The organism is Ancylobacter sp. G4_0304 (assembly GCF_047501495.1).
Lineage (GTDB): Bacteria > Pseudomonadota > Alphaproteobacteria > Rhizobiales > Xanthobacteraceae > Ancylobacter.
Window position 1 is genome coordinate 171,195 of sequence record NZ_JAZDRM010000003.1, and the last position, 23,425, is coordinate 194,619.

22 protein-coding genes, 1 tRNA gene and 2 pseudogenes are annotated in these 23,425 nt (G+C 66.0%); 16 read left to right on the forward strand and 9 right to left on the reverse strand.

All coding sequences use genetic code 11. The annotated features are described in order from the left end of the window. Positions 1-80: 80 nt before the first annotated feature. Positions 81-416 carry a hypothetical protein gene (locus tag VRZ77_RS03175; RefSeq protein ID WP_414591258.1) on the reverse strand — a complete coding sequence of 112 codons (336 nt, stop codon included), beginning with the start codon at positions 414-416 and terminating at the stop codon, positions 81-83. A 164-nt stretch (positions 417-580) separates the two neighbouring features. Next, complete coding sequence (locus tag VRZ77_RS03180; RefSeq protein ID WP_414591284.1) at positions 581-2,284, reverse strand: extracellular solute-binding protein; 1,704 nt, start codon at positions 2,282-2,284, stop codon at positions 581-583. Between the two features lie 320 nt (positions 2,285-2,604). On the opposite strand from VRZ77_RS03180, the gene VRZ77_RS03185 reads away from it, so the two are divergent. Continuing rightward, entirely contained in the window at positions 2,605-3,378 is a 774-nt protein-coding gene (locus VRZ77_RS03185; protein WP_414591259.1) for an invasion associated locus B family protein, read from the forward strand. Between the two features lie 97 nt (positions 3,379-3,475). Here VRZ77_RS03185 and hspQ read toward each other — a convergent pair whose 3' ends face one another. Beyond that, entirely contained in the window at positions 3,476-3,805 is a 330-nt protein-coding gene (gene hspQ / locus VRZ77_RS03190) for a heat shock protein HspQ (protein WP_414591285.1), read from the reverse strand. A gap of 144 nt (positions 3,806-3,949) precedes the next feature. Between hspQ and VRZ77_RS03195 the strand changes: the two genes are divergently transcribed. Then, the gene (locus VRZ77_RS03195) at positions 3,950-4,903 is read left to right on the forward strand and encodes an AEC family transporter (protein ID WP_414591260.1); all 954 of its coding nucleotides are present in this window, start codon (positions 3,950-3,952) and stop codon (positions 4,901-4,903) included. Between the two features lie 3 nt (positions 4,904-4,906). On the opposite strand, the gene VRZ77_RS03200 is transcribed toward VRZ77_RS03195, so the two are convergent. Continuing rightward, the gene (locus VRZ77_RS03200) at positions 4,907-6,127 is read right to left on the reverse strand and encodes a UbiH/UbiF family hydroxylase (protein WP_414591261.1); all 1,221 of its coding nucleotides are present in this window, start codon (positions 6,125-6,127) and stop codon (positions 4,907-4,909) included. A gap of 168 nt (positions 6,128-6,295) precedes the next feature. On the opposite strand from VRZ77_RS03200, the gene VRZ77_RS03205 reads away from it, so the two are divergent. The 8 genes from VRZ77_RS03205 to VRZ77_RS03240 all read left to right on the forward strand — a co-directional run bounded on the left by VRZ77_RS03205 (position 6,296) and on the right by VRZ77_RS03240 (position 15,667). Then, the gene (locus VRZ77_RS03205) at positions 6,296-7,036 is read left to right on the forward strand and encodes a CDP-alcohol phosphatidyltransferase family protein (RefSeq protein WP_414591262.1); all 741 of its coding nucleotides are present in this window, start codon (positions 6,296-6,298) and stop codon (positions 7,034-7,036) included. A 35-nt stretch (positions 7,037-7,071) separates the two neighbouring features. Next, positions 7,072-8,049 carry a quinone oxidoreductase family protein gene (locus VRZ77_RS03210; protein WP_414591263.1) on the forward strand — a complete coding sequence of 326 codons (978 nt, stop codon included), beginning with the start codon at positions 7,072-7,074 and terminating at the stop codon, positions 8,047-8,049. 205 nt (positions 8,050-8,254) lie between these two features. Next, positions 8,255-9,823 (forward strand): ABC transporter ATP-binding protein, encoded by a 1,569-nt coding sequence (locus tag VRZ77_RS03215; RefSeq protein ID WP_414591264.1) that lies wholly within the window; start codon positions 8,255-8,257, stop codon positions 9,821-9,823. After that, entirely contained in the window at positions 9,813-10,889 is a 1,077-nt protein-coding gene (locus VRZ77_RS03220) for an ABC transporter permease (protein ID WP_414591265.1), read from the forward strand. Before VRZ77_RS03215 ends, VRZ77_RS03220 begins: the two co-directional genes overlap by 11 nt. Further along, a complete protein-coding gene (locus tag VRZ77_RS03225) occupies positions 10,882-11,805 on the forward strand; it encodes an ABC transporter permease (RefSeq protein WP_414591266.1) in 924 nt (307 codons plus the stop codon). Before VRZ77_RS03220 ends, VRZ77_RS03225 begins: the two co-directional genes overlap by 8 nt. A gap of 109 nt (positions 11,806-11,914) precedes the next feature. Continuing rightward, on the forward strand, positions 11,915-13,000 hold the full coding sequence (locus tag VRZ77_RS03230) for a BMP family ABC transporter substrate-binding protein (RefSeq protein ID WP_414591267.1): 1,086 nt from the start codon (positions 11,915-11,917) through the stop codon (positions 12,998-13,000). A gap of 163 nt (positions 13,001-13,163) precedes the next feature. Continuing rightward, positions 13,164-14,417 carry an allantoate amidohydrolase gene (locus tag VRZ77_RS03235; RefSeq protein WP_414591268.1) on the forward strand — a complete coding sequence of 418 codons (1,254 nt, stop codon included), beginning with the start codon at positions 13,164-13,166 and terminating at the stop codon, positions 14,415-14,417. A 17-nt stretch (positions 14,418-14,434) separates the two neighbouring features. Next, a complete protein-coding gene (locus tag VRZ77_RS03240) occupies positions 14,435-15,667 on the forward strand; it encodes an ArgE/DapE family deacylase (RefSeq protein ID WP_414591269.1) in 1,233 nt (410 codons plus the stop codon). A 122-nt stretch (positions 15,668-15,789) separates the two neighbouring features. On the opposite strand, the gene rimO is transcribed toward VRZ77_RS03240, so the two are convergent. From rimO to VRZ77_RS03255, 3 genes are all read right to left on the reverse strand, one after another. Then, positions 15,790-17,148, reverse strand: coding sequence for a 30S ribosomal protein S12 methylthiotransferase RimO (gene rimO / locus VRZ77_RS03245; RefSeq protein ID WP_414591270.1), 1,359 nt, complete (start codon positions 17,146-17,148; stop codon positions 15,790-15,792). Between the two features lie 155 nt (positions 17,149-17,303). Further along, a complete protein-coding gene (locus VRZ77_RS03250) occupies positions 17,304-17,621 on the reverse strand; it encodes an antibiotic biosynthesis monooxygenase family protein (protein WP_414591271.1) in 318 nt (105 codons plus the stop codon). Between the two features lie 169 nt (positions 17,622-17,790). After that, positions 17,791-18,360, reverse strand: a complete 570-nt coding sequence (locus VRZ77_RS03255) for a hypothetical protein (RefSeq protein WP_414591272.1) — start codon at positions 18,358-18,360, stop codon at positions 17,791-17,793. Positions 18,361-18,975: 615 nt separating this feature from the next. On the opposite strand from VRZ77_RS03255, the gene VRZ77_RS03260 reads away from it, so the two are divergent. The 3 genes from VRZ77_RS03260 to VRZ77_RS03270 all read left to right on the forward strand — a co-directional run bounded on the left by VRZ77_RS03260 (position 18,976) and on the right by VRZ77_RS03270 (position 20,251). Next, positions 18,976-19,242 carry a hypothetical protein gene (locus VRZ77_RS03260; RefSeq protein ID WP_414591273.1) on the forward strand — a complete coding sequence of 89 codons (267 nt, stop codon included), beginning with the start codon at positions 18,976-18,978 and terminating at the stop codon, positions 19,240-19,242. Between the two features lie 75 nt (positions 19,243-19,317). Then, entirely contained in the window at positions 19,318-20,079 is a 762-nt protein-coding gene (locus VRZ77_RS03265; RefSeq protein ID WP_414591274.1) for a hypothetical protein, read from the forward strand. A gap of 82 nt (positions 20,080-20,161) precedes the next feature. Beyond that, positions 20,162-20,251, forward strand: a tRNA-Ser gene (locus tag VRZ77_RS03270). 74 nt (positions 20,252-20,325) lie between these two features. Here VRZ77_RS03270 and VRZ77_RS03275 read toward each other — a convergent pair. After that, a pseudogene (locus VRZ77_RS03275) lies at positions 20,326-21,025 on the reverse strand (recombinase family protein); the annotation flags it as partial. A gap of 367 nt (positions 21,026-21,392) precedes the next feature. Between VRZ77_RS03275 and VRZ77_RS03280 the strand changes: the two are divergent. Beyond that, on the forward strand, positions 21,393-22,112 hold the full coding sequence (locus tag VRZ77_RS03280) for a hypothetical protein (RefSeq protein WP_414591275.1): 720 nt from the start codon (positions 21,393-21,395) through the stop codon (positions 22,110-22,112). A 7-nt stretch (positions 22,113-22,119) separates the two neighbouring features. Here VRZ77_RS03280 and VRZ77_RS03285 read toward each other — a convergent pair whose 3' ends face one another. After that, the gene (locus tag VRZ77_RS03285) at positions 22,120-23,025 is read right to left on the reverse strand and encodes a GlxA family transcriptional regulator (protein WP_414591286.1); all 906 of its coding nucleotides are present in this window, start codon (positions 23,023-23,025) and stop codon (positions 22,120-22,122) included. On the opposite strand from VRZ77_RS03285, the gene VRZ77_RS03290 reads away from it, so the two are divergent. After that, entirely contained in the window at positions 22,928-23,173 is a 246-nt protein-coding gene (locus VRZ77_RS03290) for a hypothetical protein (RefSeq protein WP_414591287.1), read from the forward strand. The two genes, VRZ77_RS03285 and VRZ77_RS03290, sit on opposite strands and share 98 nt — an antisense overlap. Positions 23,174-23,318: 145 nt before the next feature. After that, a pseudogene (locus VRZ77_RS03295) lies at positions 23,319-23,425 on the forward strand ((2Fe-2S)-binding protein); the annotation flags it as partial.

Sequence of the window (23,425 nt, forward strand, 5' to 3'; positions counted from 1 at the left end):
GCCCCCCAAGCCGCCGGGCGCCCGCCCGTCCGGTCCGAAGGGCTGGCGGCGCTAGCGAGCGCCGCCCTGCTTCTCAGGGCTCATGGCGGCAGGTTATAGGCGCTGTCGCTGTCGGGCAGCAGGTCGGCATCCACGTCGCCGCCGATGCCAACGCCTACGCCGCCCAGGCTGTCGCCGCCGGCCTGCTGCATATAGTCCTCGGACTTGCTGGCGCCGGGCACGAACGGGGCCGGGCCGGGGTCCAGATAGTTCGGGTTGTTGATCGGCGGGATGTTGATCTCCACATTCTCGTCGCCATTCGGCACGGAATTGGGATGGATCGTGATCGCCGAATTCTGCGCCAGTGCCGGCGCCGCCGGCAGGGCCAGAAGGCCGGACAGGATAAGCGCGGCGAAATGCGCGGCGCGGTCACTCATGGGCGCTACTCCGAAACCTGTGACAGGCGCCGACAACCCCGAGAGGGCCGGCCGGGCGCCCGGACATCCCCTAAGGAGACGTTTCCGCCCGCCATGTCCAGCACTTCATGGCCGCGGCCCTGACGAATTCACGGCGATGTGGTCTCTCGACACCGGCGCAAACCCTAGCTCCCCGACCGGCGCCACCAGCTCTCTGCCAGCGTGCCGGCGAGGGCGACGCGCTCCGGCCGTTCGATCTGCGTCCAGCGCGCGATCCATTGCGTCGGGGTGTAGAACAGCGGCAGCGAGAAGCGCGCCGACATCAGCACCCGGTCCAGCGCGCGTACGGCGTCAATGAAATCCGCGCGCTCCCGCGCGGCGAGCAGCGCGGCGATCATCGCATCCGCCACCGGGCTCCTGAGCCCCATGAAATTGCGCGTGCCGGGCGTATCCGCCGCCTGCGAGCCGAAATAGAACGCCTGCTCATTTCCCGGAGAGAGCGACTGGTCCCAGATATAGGGCACCATGTCGTAATCGTAATTCTGCTTGCGCGCCTCGAACTGCACATTGTCGACGAGCCGTATGTTGAGTGAGATGCCGGCGCGGCGCAGCATGGATTGATAGGCCAGTGCCAAGCGTTCCTGATCCTTGGTGCCGACCAGAAGCTCCGGCGCGAAAGGGCGGCCGTTCGCCGCTGAGACCAGTGCGCCGGCTTTCAGTTCCCAGCCGGCGGCGGCGAACAGCTCCAAAGCGCGCTTGAGCCGTGCCCGGTCGCGGCCGGTGCCGTCGGAGACCGGGGGACGCCAGGTGCCGTCCATCACGTGCGGCAGCACCGCGTCGGGGTAGGGGGCGAGCAGGTCCCGCTCGCGCGCGCCGGCAGGCCGACCGAGGGCGGAAAGCTCGGAATCGTCATAGAACGAGCCGTTTCGCCGGTAGAGGCCGAAATAGAGATTGGCATTCGCCCATTCGAAATCGAACAGCTCCACCATCGCCTCGCGGACCCGGGCATCTGTGAACAGAGGGCGGCGCATGTTGAAGATCAGCGCGGAATAGGGCTTGGGCCGGCCGTTTCCAACCTCCTCCCGCACGATGCGGCCATCGCGCACGGCGGGGAAGTCGTAGCCGGTCTTCCAGCGGCCGGGGTCGGTCTCGAATCGGATGTCGTAGAGCCCGCGCTTGAACGCCTCGAACTGGCCGTTCACGTCGCGATAGAAATCGTAGCGAAGCTGATCGAAATTATAGTTGCCGCGATTGACCGGCAGGTCGCGCCCCCAATAGGCGCTGGTGCGCTCCAGCATCACGGTCTCGCCCGGCCGCACCCCGCCGACGCGATAGGGTCCGCTGCCGAGCGGCGCGGTGAAGCTGGTCTCCTCGAAGCGCGTCGCGTCGGTGGCGTGCTCGGCCAGCACCGGCATCAGCGAGAGAATGAGCGGCAACTCGCGATCGACCTCGGCGAAGTCGAAGCGCACATGGAGCGGCCCGTCAGAGCCGGCCCGCGCGACCTTGCTGTAGAAGGCGCGGTGATTGGGGCGCCCCTTGGCTTTCAGCAGCTCGAAGGAGAACAGGACGTCGCGCGCGGTGACCGGCGCGCCGTCCGAGAAGCGCGCGCTGGGGTCGATCCCGAAGGCGACATAAGAGCGCGCATCGTCGGTCTCGATGGTGCGGGCGATCAGGCCATAGACGGTGAACGCCTCGTCCGGCGAGCGCGCCATCAGGCTCTCGACGATGTTCCAACGCACAAAGGGCGGGGCGTTGCCGCGCACGATGAACGGGTTGAGGCTGTCGAAGGCGCCGACAACGCCCTGGGTGAGGCGCCCGCCCTGCGGCGCCTGTGGGTTCACGCCAAAAAAGTTCGTGAAGTCAGCGGGATGGAGTGGTTCGCCGTGCATGGCGAGGCCATGGCTCGGCACGCCGCCGGTCGCAGCGTGGGCGACAGGCGGTCGCCTCGTGCCGACAAGCAGGCCCGCTCCCGCAACAAGACCGTTGCGCAGGAAGGCGCGACGGGCGATATCGGTCACGCTAGCGCTCCTCCGGTCATAGATTCGACTCGTGCTTAGCCAATCGTGTACGGCTTGAACAGAGAGGGCCGGATCTGCCGGCGGGTCACTGTCTCGCCGTATTTGGACGGGAGACAGCGCTTGTCCCGGAGATGGCGCCGAGGCGTCTTCCTCATTCGTCCTCGCTGCGGTCCGCACGACAGGAACTTGATATGATCACACGCACGTTCTCCGCGCCGCGCCTTGCGCGCCATGCCGTCGGCGCCTTCCTCGCGTTGGCCGTCGCCGCCGGCGCGGCTCAGGCCCAGCAGGCCCAGAAGCCGGCTCCCGCCAAGCCCGCCGCTCCGGCGGCGCAGGCCGCGCCGGCCGGCCAGGCTGCCCCCGCCGGTCAGCCGCAGGCCCAGCAGATTCCCGCCATTCCGGTTCCGTGGGTGAAGCGCTGCGAGCAGGAGCCTTCGATCAAGAAGGAAGTCTGCAACTATGAGCAGACCATCATCACCGATACCGGGCAGTTCCTCGTCCGCTTCGGCATCTTCGAAGTGAAGGACGATCAGCGCAAGGCGTTCACCGTCTCGTTCCCGACCGGCCTGCTGCTGCGCAACGGCTTCCGGGTCGCGCTCGCCAACGAGCAGCCGATCATGGGCACCTTCATCATGTGCGACGAGCGCATGTGCCGTGGCGACCTTCAGATCGACCAGGATTTCATCAACCGCATGAAGAAGGCCCCGGGCCTCACCCTGCAGGTGGCGAACCAGGTCGGCCGGCTGATTTCCTACCCGATCGGGCTGGGCGACTTTGCCAAGACCTATGACGGCCCGCAGACCGATCCCAAGGTGTTCGACGAGCAGCTGAAGAAGATCCAGGAACAGGTCAAGGCCCGCCAGACGCAGCTCCAGAGCGAGGCCGCCGCGCGCGAGCAGCAGACCAAGGCCGGGCTGGAGAAGCTCGGCGCCGAGAAGCTGAAGGGCGCCCAGCCCGCGCAGTGATGCGGGACATCGGTCCACATCAACGGGTCCACATCAACGAGAGCGCCCGGCGATGAGCCGGGCGTTTTCATTTTCGAGATGAGGTTGGCAGCCTAACCTATTGCAGCCGCTCGCTGCGCACCCGCCAGCCGCCGTCGCCATCGGCCGCCAGCATTTCCTCGACCTGAGGATGGCGGACCGGCTCTCCGGAGGTGTCTGGTTCGAGGTTCTGCTCGGAGACATAGGCGACGTATTCCGTCTCGGCGTTCTCGGCGAGCAGATGGTAGAACGGCTGGTCCTTGGTGGGCCGGATGTTCTCGGGAATCGATTCCCACCATTCGTCGGTGTTGGAGAATTCCGGGTCGACATCGAAGACCACGCCGCGAAACGAGTAGTGCCGGTGCCGCACGATCTGGCCGATACGGTATTTGGCGTGGCGTTCCTTCATGTCCATGGCTCAACTCCCCGCGACAGGTACGGACGGCCTCGCAGTCGCTCCATTACTTCCACGGCGTTTTAAGCGATGCAATCGCTGAGCCGGCTTGGCTCAAATGAGCATTGACCCGAATCCGACGAGCCGATAGCCAGCATTATGGCCGAGGTTATGGCGCTGGCGCTGCCGTTTTTTGGTGTGATCTTCCTGGGCTTGGGATGTGGCCGCTTCGCCCGCATTCCCGAGGCCGGCCTCGCGTGGCTGAGCTTCTTCATCATCTATCTCGCCTTGCCGGCGCTGTTCTTCTCGCTGGTTGCGCGCACGCCTTTCTCCGAGTTGACCAATGGCAGCTTTATCGCCGCGACCACCTTCTCGTCGGCGCTGTGCTTCGCGCTCTCGCTCGGCGTCGGGCTGTGGCTGCGCCGGGGGAATCTGCCCGAGGCGACGATCGGGGCGGTCGTCGGCGCCTATTCCAATGTCGGCTATATGGGCCCCGGCCTGACGCTGGGCGCGCTCGGCGCGGGAGCGTCGGTGCCGACCGCGCTGATCTTCGTGTTCGACAGCCTGTTCTTTTTCACCGCCGTGCCGCTGCTGATGGCGGTCAGCGGGCGCGACAAGCGGCGCATCAGCGAGACGCTGCTGCTGGTGGTGCGCCGGGTGCTGACACATCCGTTCAACGTCGCGACCTTCCTCGGCGTATTCGCCGCCTATATCGAGTTCCACCCGCCGGCGGCGATCGACCGGATGCTGGAATTCCTGAAGAACGCCGCCGCGCCCTGCGCCCTGTTCACCCTCGGCGTCTCGGTGGCGCTGCGGCCGATGGCGCGGATGCAGGGCGAAGTGCCGCCGCTCATCGCGATCAAGCTGGTGCTGCATCCGCTGCTCGTCTGGGGCGTGCTGCTCGCGGTCGGCGGCTTCGAGCCGGTGTGGGTCGCCACGGCGGTGCTGATGGCCTCGCTGCCGCCCGCGCTGAACGCGTTCATCATGGCCAAACAGTACGAGACCTATGTCGAGGGCGCCTCGGGCGGGGTTCTGATCGGCACCGTGGTCTCCGTCGTGACCGTGACCGCCATGCTCTACGCCCTGCAACACGACATGGTAGCGCTGCGCTGAGCCTCAGACCGGCTCGCCCGCCAAAAGCCGGGGAATGTCGCGCGTCGGCCCTACGCCTTCGCGCATCACCCGCCGACGCAATGTCGGCGAGCGGCCGAGCAGCCAAAGCCCCATGCCGCGCAGCCCCTGCACGGGGAGAAAATCCGTCAGCAGCGAGCGATTGAACAGGTCGACGGCGAAGCTGCGGCCTTCGACATCGGAGCGGCGGCGAGTCTCATAAGCATCGGTGACGTGGGCCCCGCCGATATCCTCGCCCGCCCGCATCGCCTCGATCACCAGCTCCGCCAGCGTCGCGGCGTCGCGTATGCCGAGATTGAGGCCCTGCGCCCCGATGGGCGGTATAATGTGAGCCGCTTCGCCTACCAGAACCGTGCGGCCGCGCGAAAAACGCTCGGCGGTGCGGGCGCTCAACGGGAAGCTGCCGCGCACCGAATCGAGGCGCATCGCGCCCAGCAGCGAATGCGCGCGCTTCTCCATGGCGCGGGCGAAGGCGATGTCGTCGAGCGCGGCGAGCGCTTCGGCTTCCTTCGCGGAGACCACGCACACCACGCTGGAGCGTTCGCCGGGCAGCGGCACCAGCGTGAACGGGCCGGTCTCGGTGTGGAATTCGGTAGAGATGTCGCCATGGGGCCGGGTGTGGGCGAGGGTGGCGGTGACCGCGACCTGAGGATATTCGCGGGTACGCATGGCGATACCGGCATCGCGCCGGCACGGCGAATTCCGTCCGTCCGCCGCCGCCAGAAGGGCGGCCTCGACGGTGGTGCCGTCGTCGAGCGCGACGCTGACGCCGGCCTCTCCCTGCCGTACGTGATCGACCTTCGCGGCGATCCGGCGAATATTCGGCCGGCCGGCGACGGTGGCATCAAGCGCGGCGAGCAGCGGTTCGTTCTCGAAATTCCAGGCAAAGGCATCGAGCTTGAGTTCGTCGGCGCGGAACGCGACTTCCGGGGCGCGCAGCAGACGCTTCGTGCCGTCCACCAGGCGCATCACCCGCAATGGCGAGGCGTAGGGCTCGAGCGCCTCCCAGGCGCCCAGCGCCTTCAGGGCCTTCACCGATCCGTCCATCAGCGCGGTGGTGCGGGGGTCTCGCGTGCGGGGCGGGGCGATGAGCGTGACGGCGAGCCCGCCCGAGGCGAGGGCGAGCGCGCTCACCAGGCCGGCCGCCCCGCCGCCGGCCACGACGATGTGGGGAACCGAATCGGTCGTGGTGGTTTTCGATGTCATACCGGCCTCCATCCGTTACAGCGCGGGGCTATAAGCGCGGGCAGGAGTGTGGGATAAGCAGGAAGGCGCGGTCTGGCAATGCGGATGAATGCGGGCCCGTGCTATATGCGTGACGGCGATCAAGAACGTGCCGGCCGTGCGAGCAAAGCGGCCTTCGGAGGAACACCTGTGGCGGCAACGTCCAAATCCATTGACGAGCGTCCGGTGCGCGAGCGTCCCACGCGCCAGCAGACGTTGGCCTTCGCCGTCCATTTGTTCACAGCCTCGGGCGCAGTGTTTGGGCTGTTGGCGCTGATCGCGGCGGTCGAGGGCAATTGGCCGCTGATGTTCACCTGGCTCGGCGCGGCGCTGTTCGTTGACGGCATTGACGGTTCGATCGCTCGCAAGGTCCGCGTGGTGGAAGTGCTGCCGCGCTGGTCGGGCGAGACGCTGGACCTCGTGGTCGACTACCTGACCTATGTGCTGGTGCCGGCCTTCGCGGTGGCGACCGGCGGGCTGATGCCGACCTGGATGGCGGTGCCGGCCAGCGCGGCGATCCTGCTGACCAGCGCGCTCTATTTCGCCGACACCAACATGAAGACCGAGGACAAGTATTTCCAGGGCTTCCCGGCGGTGTGGAACGTGGTGGTGTTCTACTTCTTCCTCGTGCCGCTGCATCCGCTGGTGACCGCGCTGATCATCGCGGCGCTGTCGGTCGGCACCTTCCTGCCGATCAAGTTCGTCCACCCGTTCCGCGTGGTGCGGTTTCGCCTTGTCACCATCGCGCTTCTGGCGCTGTGGGCGGTGCTCGCCGTGGTGGCGGTGCTGGAAGGCCTGCGGCCCGGCCTGTGGGTGACCGGCGGCCTGTGTGCGCTGGCGCTGTATTTCCTGCTGTTCGGCGTCGTGGCCTCGCGCAAGCGCGCGGCCTGAGCCGTCATCTTCCCTTCAATCGTCGAGAGTGCACGATGGCGTCTGCGATACGCGTCCATGAAGTGGGCGGCCCCGAGGTTCTCACCTATGAGACGATCGAGGTCGGGGCGCCGGGCAAGGGGGAGGTCCGGCTCCGGCACACCGCAATCGGCCTCAACTTCATCGACACCTATTTTCGCACCGGCCTCTATCCCGCGCCGAACGGTCTGCCGTTCATTCCCGGCAATGAGGGCGCCGGCGTGGTCGAGGCGGTGGGCGAGGGCGTCACCGAGTTCAAGAAAGGCGACCGCGTGGCCTATGGCGCCGCGCTCGGCGCCTATTGCACGGAGAGGGTGGTTCCCGCCGCCGTGCTGGTGAAGCTGCCCAACACCATCAGCGACGAGACCGCCGCCGCGATGATGCTCAAGGGCATGACCGCGCGTTATCTGCTGCGCCAGACCCATGAAGTGAAGGCCGGCGACGTTATCCTCGTGCAGGCGGCGGCCGGCGGCGTCGGGCTGATCCTGTGCCAATGGGCCGCCCATATCGGGGCGACGGTGATCGGCACCGTCGGGTCGCCGGAGAAGGCGGAACTGGCCCGGGAGAACGGCGCCACCTATGTCATCGACTACACGCGCGAGAACTTTGCCGAGCGGGTGAAGGAGATCACCGACGGCACGCTCTGCGACGTGGTCTATGACGGGGTAGGGCAGGCGACCTATCCGGCCTCGCTGGACTGCCTCAAGCCGCGCGGGCTGTTCGTGAGCTTCGGCAACGCCTCGGGCGCGATCCAGAATTTCAGCCTGCTGGCGCTGTCGCAGAAGGGCTCGCTCTACGCGACTCGCCCGACCCTGTTCACCCATATCGCCACCCGCCCGGCCTTGCTCGCGAATGCGGCAGACCTGTTCGAGGCGGTGGCGTCCGGGGTCGTGCGCATCCCGGTAAACCAGACCTATGCGCTGAAGGACGCGGCGCAGGCCCATCGCGACCTCGAAGGCCGGCGCACCACGGGTTCGACGGTGCTGCTGCCCTAAGATGCAGGGCTGCGATTGACGTGATTTTGCCCAATAGCACGCCGGGGACGGGTCAGAGTTTAGGCTTGCTCCCCTTGGGGAGCATGCGATGCTGCCGGTAATCTTTCCGGTAGCCGAAGACGCATGACACCCGAGCAGCCGTTCGAGCTTTTCCGCCCGCGCCTCGCCCCATGCTTCGCCGGCCTCCGCTGCGATCGGAGGTGCCATGTCGGGTAGCGTAGCTGGCGCCGATGCCAAGCCGTCCGCCCTGTTGGAAGCGGTGGGGCTCACCAAGCGCTTCGGCGCGCTGGTGGCCAATGACCATGTGAGCCTTGCCATCCGCGCCGGCGAAACCCACGCCTTGCTTGGCGAGAACGGCGCCGGCAAGTCGACGCTGGTCAAGATGATGTGCGGGCTGTTGCAGCCAGATAGCGGCGAACTGCTCTATGACGGCGCGCCGATCATGTTCCCTGATCCCGCCACCTCCCGTGCCAAGGGCGTCGGCGTGGTGTTCCAGCATTTCGCGCTGTTCGACGCGCTGACCGTGGTCGAAAACGTGGCGCTCGGCCTCGCCGGCCATGAGCCGCTGGCCGCGCTCGCCGAGCGCATCCGCGACTGCACGGTGCGCTACGGCCTTTCGGTCGAGCCCTATCGCCGGGTCGGCGAACTCTCGGTGGGCGAGCGCCAGCGTGTCGAGATCGTGCGCTGCCTGCTCGGCGATCCGCGCGTGCTGATTCTCGACGAGCCGACCTCAGTGCTCACCCCGGACGAATCGGAGAACCTGTTCCGCACCGTCGACCTGCTCACTGACGAGGGGCGTGCGGTGCTGTTCATCTCCCACAAGCTCGACGAGGTGCGCCGGCTGTGTCACCGCGCCACCGTGCTGCGGGGCGGCAAGTTCATCGCCGAGGTCGATCCGAAGGTCGAGACCTCCTCCAGCCTCGCCCGGCTGATGGTCGGCGCGGAAGTGCCGCGTACGCCGCGCGAGGTGTCGCATGAGCTTGGCACGCCGCGCCTGCTGATCAAGGACCTGAACCTGGCCGGCGACGGCTCGCGCGGCTCGGCGCTGCACGACATCAACCTCGAAATCCGCGCCGGCGAGATCGTGGGCATTGCCGGGGTCGCCGGCAACGGGCAAACGGCCCTGTTCGAGGCACTGTCCGGCGAGCGGCCGGCGAGCGACCCCGAAAGCATCGTGATCAACACCACCCCGGCCGGCGGCCTCGGCCCGACCGAGCGGCGCGCGCTGAAGGCCGGCTTCGTGCCCGAAGAGCGGCTCGGCCATGCCGCCGCTCCCGATATGCGGCTCTCCGACAACGTGCTGCTCACCACCCATGGCGACGGAGAGATCGTGCGCGCCGGCGTGGTGCGCCATTCCGTGCTCAATGCCCGCTTTGCCGAGATCGTGAAACGCTTCGACGTGCGTTTCGGCGGCAAGGACCCCAAGGCGCGCCGGCTCTCGGGCGGCAACCTGCAGAAATTCGTGATCGGGCGCGAGGTGCTGCGTGAGCCGGTGCTGCTGGTGGTCGACCAGCCGACCTGGGGCGTGGACGCCGCCGCCGCGGGCTTCATCCGCACCACGCTGCGCCAGAAGGCGGCGGAGGGATGCGCCATTCTCGTCATCAGCCAGGACCTCGACGAATTGCTGGAGTTCACCGACCGCATCGCGGTGATGTGCGAAGGCCACCTCACCCGGCCGGTGCCGGTGGCCGAGACCTCGCGCGAGGCGATCGGCCTCGCCATGGGCGGCTCGCAGGGCGGCGACGCCGAGACGGGGGGCGCCCATGGCCATTAGGTTCGAACGCCAGGAGACGGTGCCCCCGCTCGGCCTGATCGCGGCGCCGCTGCTGGCGCTGGTGTTCACGCTCATCGTCGGGGCGGTGATGTTCGTGCTGCTGGGCCACGACCCGGTGCGCGCCTTCACCATCTATTTCATCGAGCCGCTGACCGACCCCTGGACCCTTCAGGAACTGGTGGTGAAGGCCTGCCCGCTGCTGCTGATCGGCATCGGGCTGTCCTTCTGCTACCGCGCCAATCGATGGAACATCGGTGCCGAGGGGCAATATGTCGTCGGCGCCTTATTCGGTTCCTGGCTCGCGCTCGCCACCCATGGCACCGATGCCGGCCCGTGGGTACTGCCGGCCATGCTGCTGCTGGGCTGCATCGGCGGCGCTCTGTGGGGGCTGATCCCGGCCTTCCTGCGGGTGCGCTTCGGCTGCAGCGAGATCCTGACCTCGCTGATGCTGGTCTATGTCGCCCAACTCGGGCTCGACTACCTGGTGCGCGGCCCGTGGAAGGACCCGGCCGGCTTCAACTTTCCCCAGAGTGTCACTTTCGATTCCGTCGCGGTGGTGCCGCTGCTGATGGAAGAGGGACGCATGCATGCCGGCATCCTGATCGCCCTTGTGGCGGTCGCCGCCGCGACCTTCGTGCTCGGGCGGACCTTGGTCGGCTATTCGATCGAGCTCGGCGGCTCGGCGCCGCGCGCGGCCGCCTTTGCCGGCTTCGACGAGCGGCGCGTGACCTATGGCGTGTTCGCAGTGTCCGGCGCGCTCGCAGGGCTGGCCGGCATCATCGAGGTTGCTGGGCCCATCGGCCAGATGCAGCCCTCGATCTCGCCGGGCTATGGCTTCACCGCGATCATCGCGGCGATGCTCGGGCGGCTGCACCCGGTCGGCGTGCTCATTGCCAGCTTCGTGCTGGCGCTGACCTATATCGGCGGCGAGGCGGCGCAGATTTCCATGCGCATGCCATTCGACGTCACCCGCGTGTTTCAGGGGACGTTGCTCATCTCGATCCTCGCGGCGGATGTTCTCGTGCGCTACCGGATCCGGCGCGTGGAAGGAGCGAGCCATGCTTGATGCCGCCATTCTCGGCGCCGTGCTTGCGAGCATCGTCGCCGCCGCCACCATCCTGCTGCTCGCCGCGCTGGGCGAACTGGTAGCCGAACGCGCCGGCACGCTCAATCTGGGCGTCGAGGGCATGATGATTGTCGGCGCGGCGGTCGGCTATGCCACGGCCTATGGCACGGGCAGCCTCATCCTTGGCACCATTGCCGCCGTGCTGGCGGGCACAGCGCTATCTCTGGTGTTCGCGGGGCTCGCGGTGTGGCTCGCCGCTAATCAGGTGGCCTCGGGCCTCGCCACCACGATTCTCGGCCTCGGCATCGCCGGGCTGATCGGCTCGCCCTTCGTCGGCACGCGGCTCGACGCTGCCCCGGCACTGTACATTCCCGGCCTTTCCGACCTGCCGCTGGTCGGGCGCGTGGTGTTCGGGCAGGATGCCTTCGTCTATCTTTCGCTGATCCTGTTGGGCGTCGTGGCCTACGGCCTGGCGCGCACCCGCACCGGCCTCGTGCTGCGGGCGGTGGGCGAAAGCCACGTCGCGGCACATGCGCTGGGTCATCCGGTGCGCAAGATTCGTACGCTTGCGGTGATGTTCGGCGGTGCGTGCGCCGGGCTCGCCGGGGCGCAGCTGTCGCTGTCCTACACCCCGTTCTGGGCTAGCGACATGACCGTCGGCCGCGGCTGGATCGCGCTGGCGCTGGTGGTGTTCTCGGCCTGGAAGCCGATGTGGCTGCTGGCAGGCGCCTATCTGTTCGGCGCGGTCTCGATCTTGCAGCTTCATGTGCAGGGTTTCGGCCTCGGCATTCCCTCGCAACTGCTTTCCTCGCTGCCTTACCTTGCGACAGTGGGGGCTCTGGTGGTGATATCGGCGCTGAAGCGCGGGCAGGGCGCGCCCGCCTCGCTCGGCGTTCCCTTCGTGCCCGACCGCTGAGGCGGCGGGTTCTCATCCGGCCGCCGGCGCGCGGCCCCCGCTTCCGCGGCTGCGGCCCCGCGGGACGGTCGACAGACAAGGCCGGCGTTGGATTGGAGCGGAGACGTTCATGCGGAAGATTCTCTCAATCGCGGCGGCGCTCGCGGCGGGGCTGGTCCTTGCCGGCGGCGTCGGATCACACGCGCAGGCGCAGGAGAAGCTGAAGGTCGGCTTCGTCTATATCGGCCCGGTCGGTGATTTCGGCTGGACCTACCAGCACGACCAGGGTCGCAAGGCGATCGAGAAGGAGTTCGGCGACAAGGTGGAGACCACCTATGTCGAGAACGTGCCGGAAGGCCCGGACGCCGAGCGCGTGATCGAGCAGCTCGCCCGCGCCGGCAACAAGCTCATCTTCACCACCTCGTTCGGCTACATGGAGCCGACGCTGAAGGTCGCCAAGCGGCACCCCAAGGTGATGTTCGAGCACGCCACCGGCTACAAGCGCGACAAGAACGTCTCGACCTATAACTCCAAGTTCCACGAAGGCCGCTACATCCTCGGCCAGATCGCCGCCAAGACCTCCAAGACCGGCACCATCGGCTACATCGCCTCGTTCCCGATCCCGGAAGTCATTTCCGGCATCAACTCGCTGATGCTCGGCGCGCAGTCGGTGAACCCGGACGCCAAGGTCAAGATCGTGTGGGTGAACTCGTGGTTCGACCCGGCGAAGGAAGCCGACGCCGCCAAGGCGTTGATCGACCAGGGCGCCGACGTGATCTCCCAGCACACCGACAGCCCGGCCGCCATGCAGGCCGCCGAGGCGCGCGGCGTCAAGGCGTTCGGCCAGGCGTCGGACATGATCGCCTTCGGCCCCAAGGCGCAGCTCACCTCGATCGTCGACAATTGGGCGCCCTATTACGTCAAGCGCGTCAAGGACGTGATGGACGGCAAGTGGACGTCCACGGACACCTGGGCCGGCATGGGTGACGGCGAAGTCGTGATGGCGCCCTATACCAACATGCCCGACGATGTGAAGGCGATGGCCGAGGCCACCGAGGCCAAGATCAAGTCCGGCGAGCTGAACCCCTTCAAGGGCCCGATCTACAACCAGGACGGCAAGCTCGTGGTGAAGGAAGGCGAGGTTCTTCCCGACGGCGATATCTTGTCCATGAATTGGTATGTGAAGGGCATCGACGACAAGGTGCCGGGCAAGTAGCCCGCCTCGTCTTCTCCGCCGCGCGTGACCAGCGGCGCCGGTCGCCTTTCGATGGAGGCCCGGCGCCGTTGCCAAAATCCGGCCCATATGCGATTTCGCGGGTCGGGGCCGGCGCGAGCGCGGCCGTCGGCACAGCCGCGACCGGGGGCGCAGCGACCAGATCATGACCACACCATCGGATTTCGCCGCGCTGGGAGCCCGCGCGGCGGCGATGATCGAAGAGCTCGGCGCGATCTCGCAGACGCCCGAACATCTCACCCGGTTTTTCCTCACTCCCGAACACCGCCGTGCCGCCGATCTGGTCGCTCGCTGGATGCGGGAGGCGGGGCTTGAGGTTTCCGAGGATGCGCTCGGCACGGTGCGCGGCCATTGGGGGCCGGCCGATGCGCCGCGGCTGCTGATCGGCTCGCATATCGACACCGTCGCCAATGCCGGCAAATATGACGGCTGCATGGGCGTCATCGCCGCCATTCTGGCGGTCGAGGCGATCAATCGCGCCGGGCTGACGCGGCCCTATGGCATCGACATCCTCGCCTTTGGCGACGAGGAGGGCACGCGCTTTCCCACCACGCTGTCTTCCTCCGCGGCGGTGGCTGGCTATTTTTCGCCCGCTAGCCTGGATCTGCGCGACACTGAGGGCATCAGCCTGCGCGAAGCAATCGTCGCCTATGGCAACAATCCCGACGACATTCCCGCTGCCGCCTACGACCCGAACCGGGTGATCGCCTATATCGAGGCCCATATCGAACAGGGGCCGGTGCTGGAGGCGGAAGGCGAGCCGCTCGGCGTGGTCTCCGCCATTGCCGGGGCCTCGCGGCTCTCGGTGACGGTGACCGGCGAGGCCGGCCATGCCGGCACCGTGCCGATGCGCATGCGCCATGACGCGCTGCTCGGCGCCGCCGAGATGGCGCTAGCCGTCGAGCGCATCGCCAAGGCTGACGCGCACGGCATGGTTGCCACCGTCGGGCGCGTGCATGTCGAGCCGGGCTCAATCAATGTCATTCCCTCCCGCGTGGTTTTTACCGTCGACCTGCGCTCGGGTTCGGATATCTCCCGCCGCGAGGCGCTGACCCGCTTCGAGCGCGAGGCGCACCGCATCGCCGACCAACGTCAGCTGGGCGTCGTGATCTCGGCCTTCCACGAGGTCGCGACCGTGCCGTGCTACCGCGACCTGCAATTGCGCCTGCGCAACGCGGTCGCCGATCTTGGCCATCGCGCCGTCACCATGCCCTCGGGCGCCGGCCATGACGGCCAGGCCATGTCGCGGCTGTGCCCGATCGGCATGCTGTTCGTACGGTGCAAGGGAGGCATCAGTCACAACCCGGCGGAATATGCCTCGCCGGAAGATATGGGGCTCGCGGTTGCCGCGCTGGTTCGCTTCATCGAGCGTTTCCAGCTCCCGCAACTGTCGGCCTGAACCATCGGAGTAGGAATGTGAGCACGGATTCGAGCGGCACCGACGGGAACCCGGACAGTTTCGGGTTAGAGGTGGAATTCCTGAAGGCGCTGGTGCGGGTGCCGAGCGATAACCCGCCGGGCGACTGCGCACCGCATGCCGAGGTGGCCGCCGGCCTGCTGGAGGAACTCGGCTTCACGGTCGAGCGCCACGCGGTGCCCGAGCCCTTCGTGAAGACCTATGGCATGCGCTCGGTAATCAACCTCGTGGTGCGCCAGAGCTTCGGCAGCGGCAAGGGCCCGACCATTGCGCTGAACGCCCATGGCGACGTGGTGCCCCCCGGCGAAGGTTGGACCTTCGATCCCTATGGCGCCGAGGAAAAGGGCGGGGCGATCTATGGCCGCGGCGCGGCGGTCTCCAAGTCCGACTTCGCGACCTACACCTTCGCGCTGCTGGCGCTGAAGGAGAAGCCTGAGGGCCTCGACGGCACGGTCGAGCTGCACTTCACCTATGACGAGGAGGCTGGCGGCTTCCTCGGGCCCAAATGGCTGCTGGAGCACGAGCTTTCAAAGCCGGATTACGCCATCTCGGCCGGCTTCTCCTATGCCGTGGTGGTGGCGCATAACGGCGCGCTGCACCTTGAAATCCTGGTGCGCGGCAAGCAGGCTCACGCTGCGCTGCCGGAAACCGGCCACGACGCGCTGGAGGCCGCGACCGGCATCCTGAACGCAATTTATGAAGAGCGCGCACGGCTCTACGGGATCACCAGCGCGACGCCGGGCATCGGCTCGCCCAAGATCACGGTCGGCCTGATTTCCGGCGGCATCAACACCAATGTGGTGCCGGACCGCATCGTGATGCGTGTCGACCGCCGGCTCACTCCGGAGGAGGATGGCCTGCAGGTCGAGGCCGAGCTCACCGCCCTGATCGAGAAGGCGGTTGCCGGCAAGCCTGGCATCGAGATCGAATGCCGGCGCATCATCCTCGCCGAGCCGCTGCGCACGCTCGCCGGCACCGAAAAGCTGGTCGAGACGATCCAGAAGCACGCGGCCTCAGTGCTCGGCGAAGTGCCGCCGGCGACCGCCGTGCCGCTCTACACCGATGCCCGCCACTACACGGCCGCCGGCATTCCTACCGTGCTTTATGGCGCCGGCCCGCGCTCCATTCTGGAAGCGAACGCTCACGCTGCCGACGAGCACGTGCGCATCAGCGACCTTGGAAAGGCGACGCGCATCATCGAAGCGACGCTACGCGATCTGCTGAAGGCATAAAGTCGCTCTCAACGTGGTCCTGGACGGGCGAAGGCCGGTCCGGGACGGCACGCCGCCGGCAGGCGGTCCGGGGGCTCGCTGCCGCCGCCGCGATGACGGCTGCATCTTGAGTCGCCGGCCCGTCAGAACCCGACGGCGGTGCCGTGCAGGTCGTAGGCGTCGGCGCGCTCGATCTTCACCGTGGTGATCTCGCCGACCCGCAGCGGGCGGCGTGAGGCGACGTGGACCACGCCGTCGATTTCCGGTGCGTCGGCCTTGGAGCGGCCGATGGCGACGGTGGGGCCGACAGAATCGATGATCACCTGCTGGCGGGTGCCGACCTTGCGCTTCAGGCGCCGCGCGGAAACCTTTTGCTGGGTGGCCATGAAGCGATCCCAGCGCTCCTGCTTCACCTCGTCCGGCACCGCTTCGCCCAGGGCATTGGCGGGAGCTCCCTGGACCGGCTCATATTTGAAGCAGCCGACCCGATCGAGCTCTGCCTCCTCAAGGAATTCCAACAACTCCTGGAACTCCGCCTCGGTCTCACCGGGGAAGCCGACGATGAAGGTCGAGCGCAGGGTGAGGTCGGGGCAGGCGGCGCGCCAGGCCTGCACGCGCGCCAGCGTCTTCTCCTGCGCCGCCGGGCGCTTCATGCGCTTGAGCACGGTGGGCGAGGCGTGCTGGAACGGGATGTCGAGATAGGGCAGGATAACCCCGTCCGCCATGAGCGCGATCACCTCATCGACATGGGGGTAGGGGTAGACATAATGCATGCGCACCCAGGCCCCGAGCGAGCCCAGCTCGCGCGAGAGGTCGAGGAAGCGGGCGCGGACCTGCCGGTCCTTCCACGGGCTCTCGGCATATTTCAGGTCGACGCCATAGGCCGAGGTATCCTGCGAGATCACCAGCAGTTCCTTGACGCCGGCTGCGACCAGCTTCTCGGCCTCGCGCAGCACGTCGGCCGCCGGTCGGCTGACCAGATCGCCGCGCAGCTTCGGGATGATGCAGAAGGTGCAGCGATTGTTGCAACCCTCTGAAATCTTCAGATACGCATAGTGGCGCGGAGTGAGCTTCACCCCCTGTGGGGGCACGAGGTCGATGAACGGATCGTGCTGCGGCGGTACGGCGGTGTGCACCGCTTCCAGCACGCTCTCATATTGCTGCGGGCCGGTGATGGCGAGCACGCCCGGATGCACGCCGCGAATCTGCTCCGGCTCGGCGCCCATGCAGCCGGTGACGATAACCTTGCCATTCTCCTTCAGCGCGTCGCCGATGGCGGCGAGACTTTCCGCCTTGGCGCTGTCGAGGAAGCCGCAGGTGTTGACGATGACGAGATCAGCGCCCTCATGCTTGCGCGAGAGCTCGTAGCCTTCTGCGCGCAGCCGCGTCACGATGCGCTCGGAATCGACGAGCGCCTTGGGGCAGCCCAGCGACACGAAGGAAATGCGCGGGGCCTCGCCACGCCCGGTGTCCGGGGTGTCGAGGGAAACGAGGTCGGCCATGATGGAACGGATCCAGACAACAAATGGATCGCGAGCCGTTAAGCCAGTGGCCTGCCGGCGTCAACACCCCGCCGTCACACGAAACGGCGAGACGGTCGTCCGGCAGGTTGTCGGCGTCAGGTTACCCGTGCCAGTTCGGCGCGTTGCCCCTCCGGTCAGGCCGGGGAAAGCTCCAGCACCGATTCGAACAGCTCGACCTCGGGATGGCCGATATAAAGCGGCTTGTTGCCACCGGCGGTGCGATGGGCGGCGCGGAAGGCTTCCGACTTGGTCCAGGCCTCGAAATCGGCGCGGCTGCCCCAGACGGTGTGCGAGGCATAGAGCGTGTGGTCCTCGCGCTCCGGGCCGCGCAGCAGCTCGAACTGCTTGAAGCCTGGAACCGAGGCGATGTGGCTGTCGCGCTCGCGCCAGACGCGCTCGAATTCGGCCTCCGAGCCCTTCTGCACCTTGAAACGATTCATCGCGATGAACATGCCGGTAGTCTCCTCGGGTGGGGCCGGGACGGGTGGCGCGTCCGGCTCGCCGGGAAACTAACCGCGCGCGACGCTCGTCGGAAGGGGCGGCGGCGCTGATCAGAGCGGTTCAAAAAAGAAGGGCGGCTTGCGCCGCCCGTGATTATCCAAGGAGAGACACTGGATCAGATCATTTCAGCTTGTCGACATCGATGCCGAAGGTCACGGCGCCGATCGCCTTGCCATTGTCCACGATGGTGACGCTGGCCTGAGAAATCTTCTTGCCACCGTCTTCCTCGACCTTGTCGATGAAGATCGCATCAGGGCCGGCGCCGTAAGTCTTCTGCCACTTGGCTTCGTCGGCCTGCCACATGTCGGAGGTGCCATCGGTCTGGCCGACATTGAGACCGCGGTCATCCATCACGAAAATCTCGGTGATAACGCCGCCGGAGGCTTCCTTCTTCTTGGTCAGGAACTCGGCGAGTTTGTTCTTCATGGTGGAGTCGCGAAGCGCCTGGTCCTTGGCCTTCCACTTGGCGTCGAGTTCGTCGATGTCGGACTGCATGAGGCGGGCGTGGGCCTTGTTCGACTCGATAACGGCGGTAATCACCACGGGATCGGCCAGCCAGGGCTGGATGCTCTTCTTCACATAAGCTGTCGTCGCCGGAGCATGCGCCATCTCATCCTGCGCGAAAACCGGCGCGGCGCCGAGCACGCTAGCGGCCGCGACCAGCGCGGCGATCGTCAAACGGGTGGTCATAAGTTTCCTCCTTGCGGACGGTCTTTTCGCCGTCCGATCGCAGAGTAACATTAGTCACTCATAGATTCGCAAGAGGGTATTATTATTGCACGGCATCAATAGATAGTAATAATAACTCGCATGTGCGATATATATAGAATATTCATCTGGCATCTGGTATGCCAGATGCGAATAGCGCGTATATTTCAGGCAGGAGATTTTCCTGCAGACTGAAATTTTTGTTTTGATAGAACTTTCACCGTCTGGCGGCGAATGATGACATGTCAGCACATCTCCGCGTACGCTGATAGTCAGGAAGGCGACCGAGCGATGCGATAGCCGTCATTCTGGAATACCAAATTCCATGTACGATGCACCATATTATTCGCTGGGCGCGCCGCGTCTGCGTCATGAAAAAAGCGGCCTCAAAAAGACGCGATCACACGGCTGTACCTGCCGGTCGGAAGTTTGTTCGCTATTGTTCTTGGCATCGCGTGCGAATTCGGGCGGGTGCGGTCACGTGATTGCCGTGATCCGCTCGTATCATTTACGTCAATATGGTGGACCTATTGAGCCAGGGATCTGCCGTGACACCCGACAAGAACGGGTCAGCACAAAGGGAGGATTCAAGCAATGTTGAGGAACTCCGCCGAATTTCATCCGACGCCGATCCACCTGACGCTCGGGCATGAACAGATCGATATCGAATCGCTCGACGAGGCGATCCACTTCCTGCGTTCGCTGCGCCATGACCGCCTCGGCGGTTTCGCGGAGATGCTGCTATTGCAGATGGAGGCGGCAAGGGCGCCGCAGCAGAAGGCCGAGGCCTGGACCGCATTCCGTACCTGGTCTACCGCTTGCGGCCTGCATGGTGGCGAAGGACCGCTCCCGCGCGCCGCATGACGGCACTTCAGGCTTCATCGGACATGCGCGCCGTCGCCATTCTCTGGCGACGGCGTTTTCATATGGCGACGCTCCATGGGCATGGCGCGGCGCACAATTTGGGACGCATGTCGGCTCGCAACCGCAAAAATGCCATTGGCCGACGCTCTGTACATCGGCTATGTCTCGCGAAAGGCGGGGCGTAGTGCGTATCTCCTGCGAGCGACCAGATTGAAAATCATAGCTTTCCTGCTTATCGCCCTGCTCGGGCTGGCGACATCGGCCGAGGCCCAGAGCCCGGCACCGGCGGCGCCTCGAGCCGTCGAGCCGCCGCTGGTACTCCTGCTCGATGGGCTCGGCGTCTACGTCGAGAGTAACTATATCGGCGTCTCCGCCCTGGCCGGGCCATTGCGAGCGCAAGGTTTCCGCACCCAGGTCGATACCCATTTCATGGGCAAGACCTACGGGTTGATGCCGGACATTATCATCGGCCATTCGATGGGTGGAGTCATGGCGCTTAACTATGCCAATTCGCTGGCGCGCTCCGGTCGTCCCGCGCCGCTGGTGATTACGATCGATGCCGCACCGACGCCGCCGCCCTGCCGTGTGCGCGAGTGCATCAACATCCGCAATCCGGGCATGCTGAACGTCTATGGCGCGCGCAATATCGACGCGTGGGCTGCCGGCGCGACCTTTGTGAACCATGCCCGCCTGCCGACCCACCCGGCTGTGCGCTCGATCATTCTTAACCGGACGGCGGAATTCATGACGGCCTTCAAGGCCCGGCAGAACGCGGGCGTGGCCAACCCGCCAACCTCACAGCGCCCGCTCTCCGTGACACGGCCCAAGGGCGGCTGAGCGGGCGGCTAAGCGGTTCGCGCTCAATCTTCTTGCAAAGCGCCGCGAGTTTGGGAACAAGGGCGCACCGCCGCATCGGCGGGGAAGGGTGGCCGAGTGGTTTAAGGCAGCGGTCTTGAAAACCGCCGTGGGTGCAAGCCCACCGTGGGTTCGAATCCCACCCCTTCCGCCATTTCGGTCCCAAACTGGGCACGCCGAGCGTAGCCGATTTCCCTCCTGAGACAGCGGCCAACGTTCGGAGCAGGTCTCCCCGATGCCCCAGCGTCCACCCTCGCGGGTGTAGATCCGGTTCCGATTGAGGTGGCTGACGATCGCCTTCACGCCCATCGGACCGGAGCGCCCATCGCCATTAAGGGCGAGGTCGAAGATGAGCCTCACCGTGTCGGCGTGGAGCGGATCGATCTCCAGCTTCTTTTTCACCTTGGCGCCGCGCTGCTCGGCCTCGACCACGCGATAACCGATCGGCGGACGGGCGCCGTTCCAGAAGCCCTGCCGGGCATTCTCCTTCTGGGCCCGCAGGACGTGCTTGGCGTTCTCTTTGGACTGGTACTCGTCGAACGGCGCCATGATCTGCCGCATCATGACGTGCATAGGATCGTCGCCCATCTCTTGGGTGATCGACACCAGCCGCACGCCATTGCGTGCGAGCTTCCTCACATAGAACCAACTCGAAGTGATCGCGGAAGAAGCGCGAGAAGCTGTGCACGACGACCACATCGAATGGCGCCGGCTTCAGCGTGTCGGCTTCGATCATCCGCTGGAACTCCGGCCGGCGGTCATTGGTCGCTGAGGCCCCTGGCTCGACATAGGTCTCGACGAGCTGGTAGCCGCGCGCTTGGCAATAGGCCTCGCCCTGCCGGCGCTGATCGGGGATCGAGACATCGTGCTCGGCTTGCCGGGCTGTGGAGACGCGCAGATACAAAGCGGCACGCAGTTGCGCCCTCATCTCGGGCGTAGAGATCGGATGAGCGATTTCCTGAAAGCAAACGTTGCTGGATTTTAGCCCGTTCAGGTTCCTTTTCTCCATGGGCCGGCCCCAGCGCGTTGTTGTCGATGGCGCAGCCAGCCAGCGGAGCGGGCGTCGAACTGAGCCACTGTAATTGTTCAGCTGCAGCCCTGTTCGCAACTGACCTCGAAGTCTTTCCCCGCCTGGGCCGCTGGCCCGTTCTAGCTTGTGGGCGAGAAGAACGCCGTCGTCACTCGACGTCCGATGGCCGTAAACAAGGCATCTACGGCATTCTACGGCCGAGGCCCGATCCCTAACATCCGACCATACACCGCCCCCTGAGGGCCTTGTTCTGTCGGAGCCTGCCATGAGCCGCCTCAAGGATTTCGTCATCGACGCCCATGGCGGCCTGCCGCGCTGGCGGGCGTTTGAGCAGGTCTCGGCCGATCTTCGGCAAGGCGGCGTGCTCTGGGGGCTCAAGGGTCAGCCGGACACACTGAGCCACACCACTGTCACGGTAGGCCTGAGGAATGAATGGGCTTTGCACGCGCCGTTTGGTGCCGGCCGGCGCCACTCCCGCTTCGAGCCGGCGCGTGTCGCGCTCGAGCGCGAAGATGGCACCCTGCTCGAAGAGCTCGTGGGGCCGCGGCAGAGCTTCGCTGGCCATACCCTGCAGACGCCGTGGAGCGACCTTCAACTGGCCTATTTCGCCGGCTGCGCCATGTGGACCTATCTGACGCTGCCGTTCCTGCTGGCCTGGCCGGGCGTCGAGACCGAGGAGTTGGAGCCCTGGCCGACGGATAGCGGCGACTGGCGACGCCTTGCCGTGCGCTTCCCCCGGACGATCGCTACGCACAGCACGCTGCAGACGCTCTACTTCGATGGCGACGGTCTGCTGAAGCGGCATGACTATAACGTCGAGATCGCGGGCAACACGCCGGGGGCTCATCTCGTCAGCGATTACATCGAGGTCTCCGGCATCCGCTTCCCGACGCGCCGGCGCATCTATGCGCGCCAGCCGGATGACAGCTTCAGCACGGAGCCACTTGTGGTGTCTATCGACCTGTCCAACATCCGCCTCTCCTAGCCGCCGGCTAGATGGTGGCGAGCGGGCCCGCCTCGTTCCGGATTGATCGCGGGATCTCCCCATAGACGCGTGTGAAGGCGAGCCTCATTCTCTCGCGGTTCTCGAAGCCGACTTCGCGCGCGACCTCCTCGATCGGCAGACGCGACTGTTCGAGCATCAGCTTCGCGGCCTCCACGCGCAGCAATTCGACGGCCTTCGCCGGGGTCGTGCCAGTTTCCGCCCGGAACAGGCGGGTGAACTGGCGGGGGCTAAGGCTTGCCGCCTGGGCAAGTTCCTCGATGCCGAGGCGGGTCTTGAGGTTGGCCCGGGCGAAGTTCAAGGCCCGCTGCACACGATCCTCGCGTGCGTTCAGTTCCAGAAGCGCGGAATGCTGGGACTGGCCGCCGGATCTGCGGTGATACATGACGAGGCCCTTCGCCACCGTCCGCGCGAGTTCGCTGCCGTGATCGCGTTCGATCATGCCGACCACAAGGTCAATGCCGGCCGTCATGCCGGCCGAGGTCCAGATGGTGCCGTCCTCGACGAAGATCTTGTCCATGTCGACGCGGCAACTCGGGAAGCGCTCCTGCAGCGCCTTGGCGTAGCGCCAGTGCGTGGTCGCCCGCCGTCCGCTCAGCAGGCCCGCATCTCCCAGAATGAAGGCGCCGAGGCAGATGGACGCGATGCGGCGTGCATTCTGTGCGGAAGATCGCAGCAGCCGGACAAGGCCCGGCGAAGCGGTTGGGATCTCAAGGCCCGCGCCGACGATCAGGGTGTCATAGGTTCCTTCGTCAACACGCTTGGTCAGCACCTGCATCCCTGCCGACGACATGATCATGCCACCCTCTTCCGAGACGACATCAAGCTCGTACAGCGTTGTTCCCGCACGCTTGTTGGCGACCTCGAACGCCGCGATCGAGGCGAGTCCGATCATCTGGAAATCCGGGCTCACGACCAAACCAATCTTCATCGTCTTTCCCCGTCACCTTTCGTTCGGGCAGATGGTCGCCCATGCCAGGCTTCGCCATCCCGATGGCGCGAATGATGGCATCTACGTCCTGTCCCGTGTGCGCCTTACCTGAAAACATCCACCATCCTGCACCGCGCCCAGAGTGCCCATCAAATAGGCCGTGCGAAGGTCGCCGAGAGAGTATGCGGAGCGGGTGATGTCTGCACTGTCAGCGAAGACGTGCATGTTCAGATAGCCACGCCACATCGAGAGGGCACATGACCGATCTCACCATCAACGGCTCCCGGAGCAGCGTCCTCGTTCCTGACGAGACACCGTTGCTTTGGGTGCTGCGCGACGTGCTGGGAATGACCGGTACCAAGTT

Excerpts from the sequence above, each read along its gene's own strand:
- VRZ77_RS03255 (WP_414591272.1), bottom strand. The coding sequence starts at position 18,360 with ATGACCACCCGTTTGACGATCGCCGCGCTGGTCGCGGCCGCTAGCGTG.
- VRZ77_RS03285 (WP_414591286.1), bottom strand. The coding sequence starts at position 23,025 with ATGATCGGACTCGCCTCGATCGCGGCGTTCGAGGTCGCCAACAAGCGT.
- VRZ77_RS03280 (WP_414591275.1), top strand. The coding sequence starts at position 21,393 with ATGAGCCGCCTCAAGGATTTCGTCATCGACGCCCATGGCGGCCTGCCG.
- VRZ77_RS03195 (WP_414591260.1), top strand. The coding sequence starts at position 3,950 with ATGGCCGAGGTTATGGCGCTGGCGCTGCCGTTTTTTGGTGTGATCTTC.
- VRZ77_RS03185 (WP_414591259.1), top strand. The coding sequence starts at position 2,605 with ATGATCACACGCACGTTCTCCGCGCCGCGCCTTGCGCGCCATGCCGTC.
- VRZ77_RS03290 (WP_414591287.1), top strand. The coding sequence starts at position 22,928 with ATGCCACCCTCTTCCGAGACGACATCAAGCTCGTACAGCGTTGTTCCC.
- VRZ77_RS03180 (WP_414591284.1), bottom strand. The coding sequence starts at position 2,284 with ATGCACGGCGAACCACTCCATCCCGCTGACTTCACGAACTTTTTTGGC.
- hspQ (WP_414591285.1), bottom strand. The coding sequence starts at position 3,805 with ATGAAGGAACGCCACGCCAAATACCGTATCGGCCAGATCGTGCGGCAC.
- VRZ77_RS03230 (WP_414591267.1), top strand. The coding sequence starts at position 11,915 with ATGCGGAAGATTCTCTCAATCGCGGCGGCGCTCGCGGCGGGGCTGGTC.
- VRZ77_RS03200 (WP_414591261.1), bottom strand. The coding sequence starts at position 6,127 with ATGACATCGAAAACCACCACGACCGATTCGGTTCCCCACATCGTCGTG.
- VRZ77_RS03210 (WP_414591263.1), top strand. The coding sequence starts at position 7,072 with ATGGCGTCTGCGATACGCGTCCATGAAGTGGGCGGCCCCGAGGTTCTC.
- rimO (WP_414591270.1), bottom strand. The coding sequence starts at position 17,148 with ATGGCCGACCTCGTTTCCCTCGACACCCCGGACACCGGGCGTGGCGAG.
- VRZ77_RS03220 (WP_414591265.1), top strand. The coding sequence starts at position 9,813 with ATGGCCATTAGGTTCGAACGCCAGGAGACGGTGCCCCCGCTCGGCCTG.
- VRZ77_RS03225 (WP_414591266.1), top strand. The coding sequence starts at position 10,882 with ATGCTTGATGCCGCCATTCTCGGCGCCGTGCTTGCGAGCATCGTCGCC.
- VRZ77_RS03215 (WP_414591264.1), top strand. The coding sequence starts at position 8,255 with ATGTCGGGTAGCGTAGCTGGCGCCGATGCCAAGCCGTCCGCCCTGTTG.
- VRZ77_RS03250 (WP_414591271.1), bottom strand. The coding sequence starts at position 17,621 with ATGTTCATCGCGATGAATCGTTTCAAGGTGCAGAAGGGCTCGGAGGCC.
- VRZ77_RS03235 (WP_414591268.1), top strand. The coding sequence starts at position 13,164 with ATGACCACACCATCGGATTTCGCCGCGCTGGGAGCCCGCGCGGCGGCG.
- VRZ77_RS03265 (WP_414591274.1), top strand. The coding sequence starts at position 19,318 with ATGGGCATGGCGCGGCGCACAATTTGGGACGCATGTCGGCTCGCAACC.
- VRZ77_RS03175 (WP_414591258.1), bottom strand. The coding sequence starts at position 416 with ATGAGTGACCGCGCCGCGCATTTCGCCGCGCTTATCCTGTCCGGCCTT.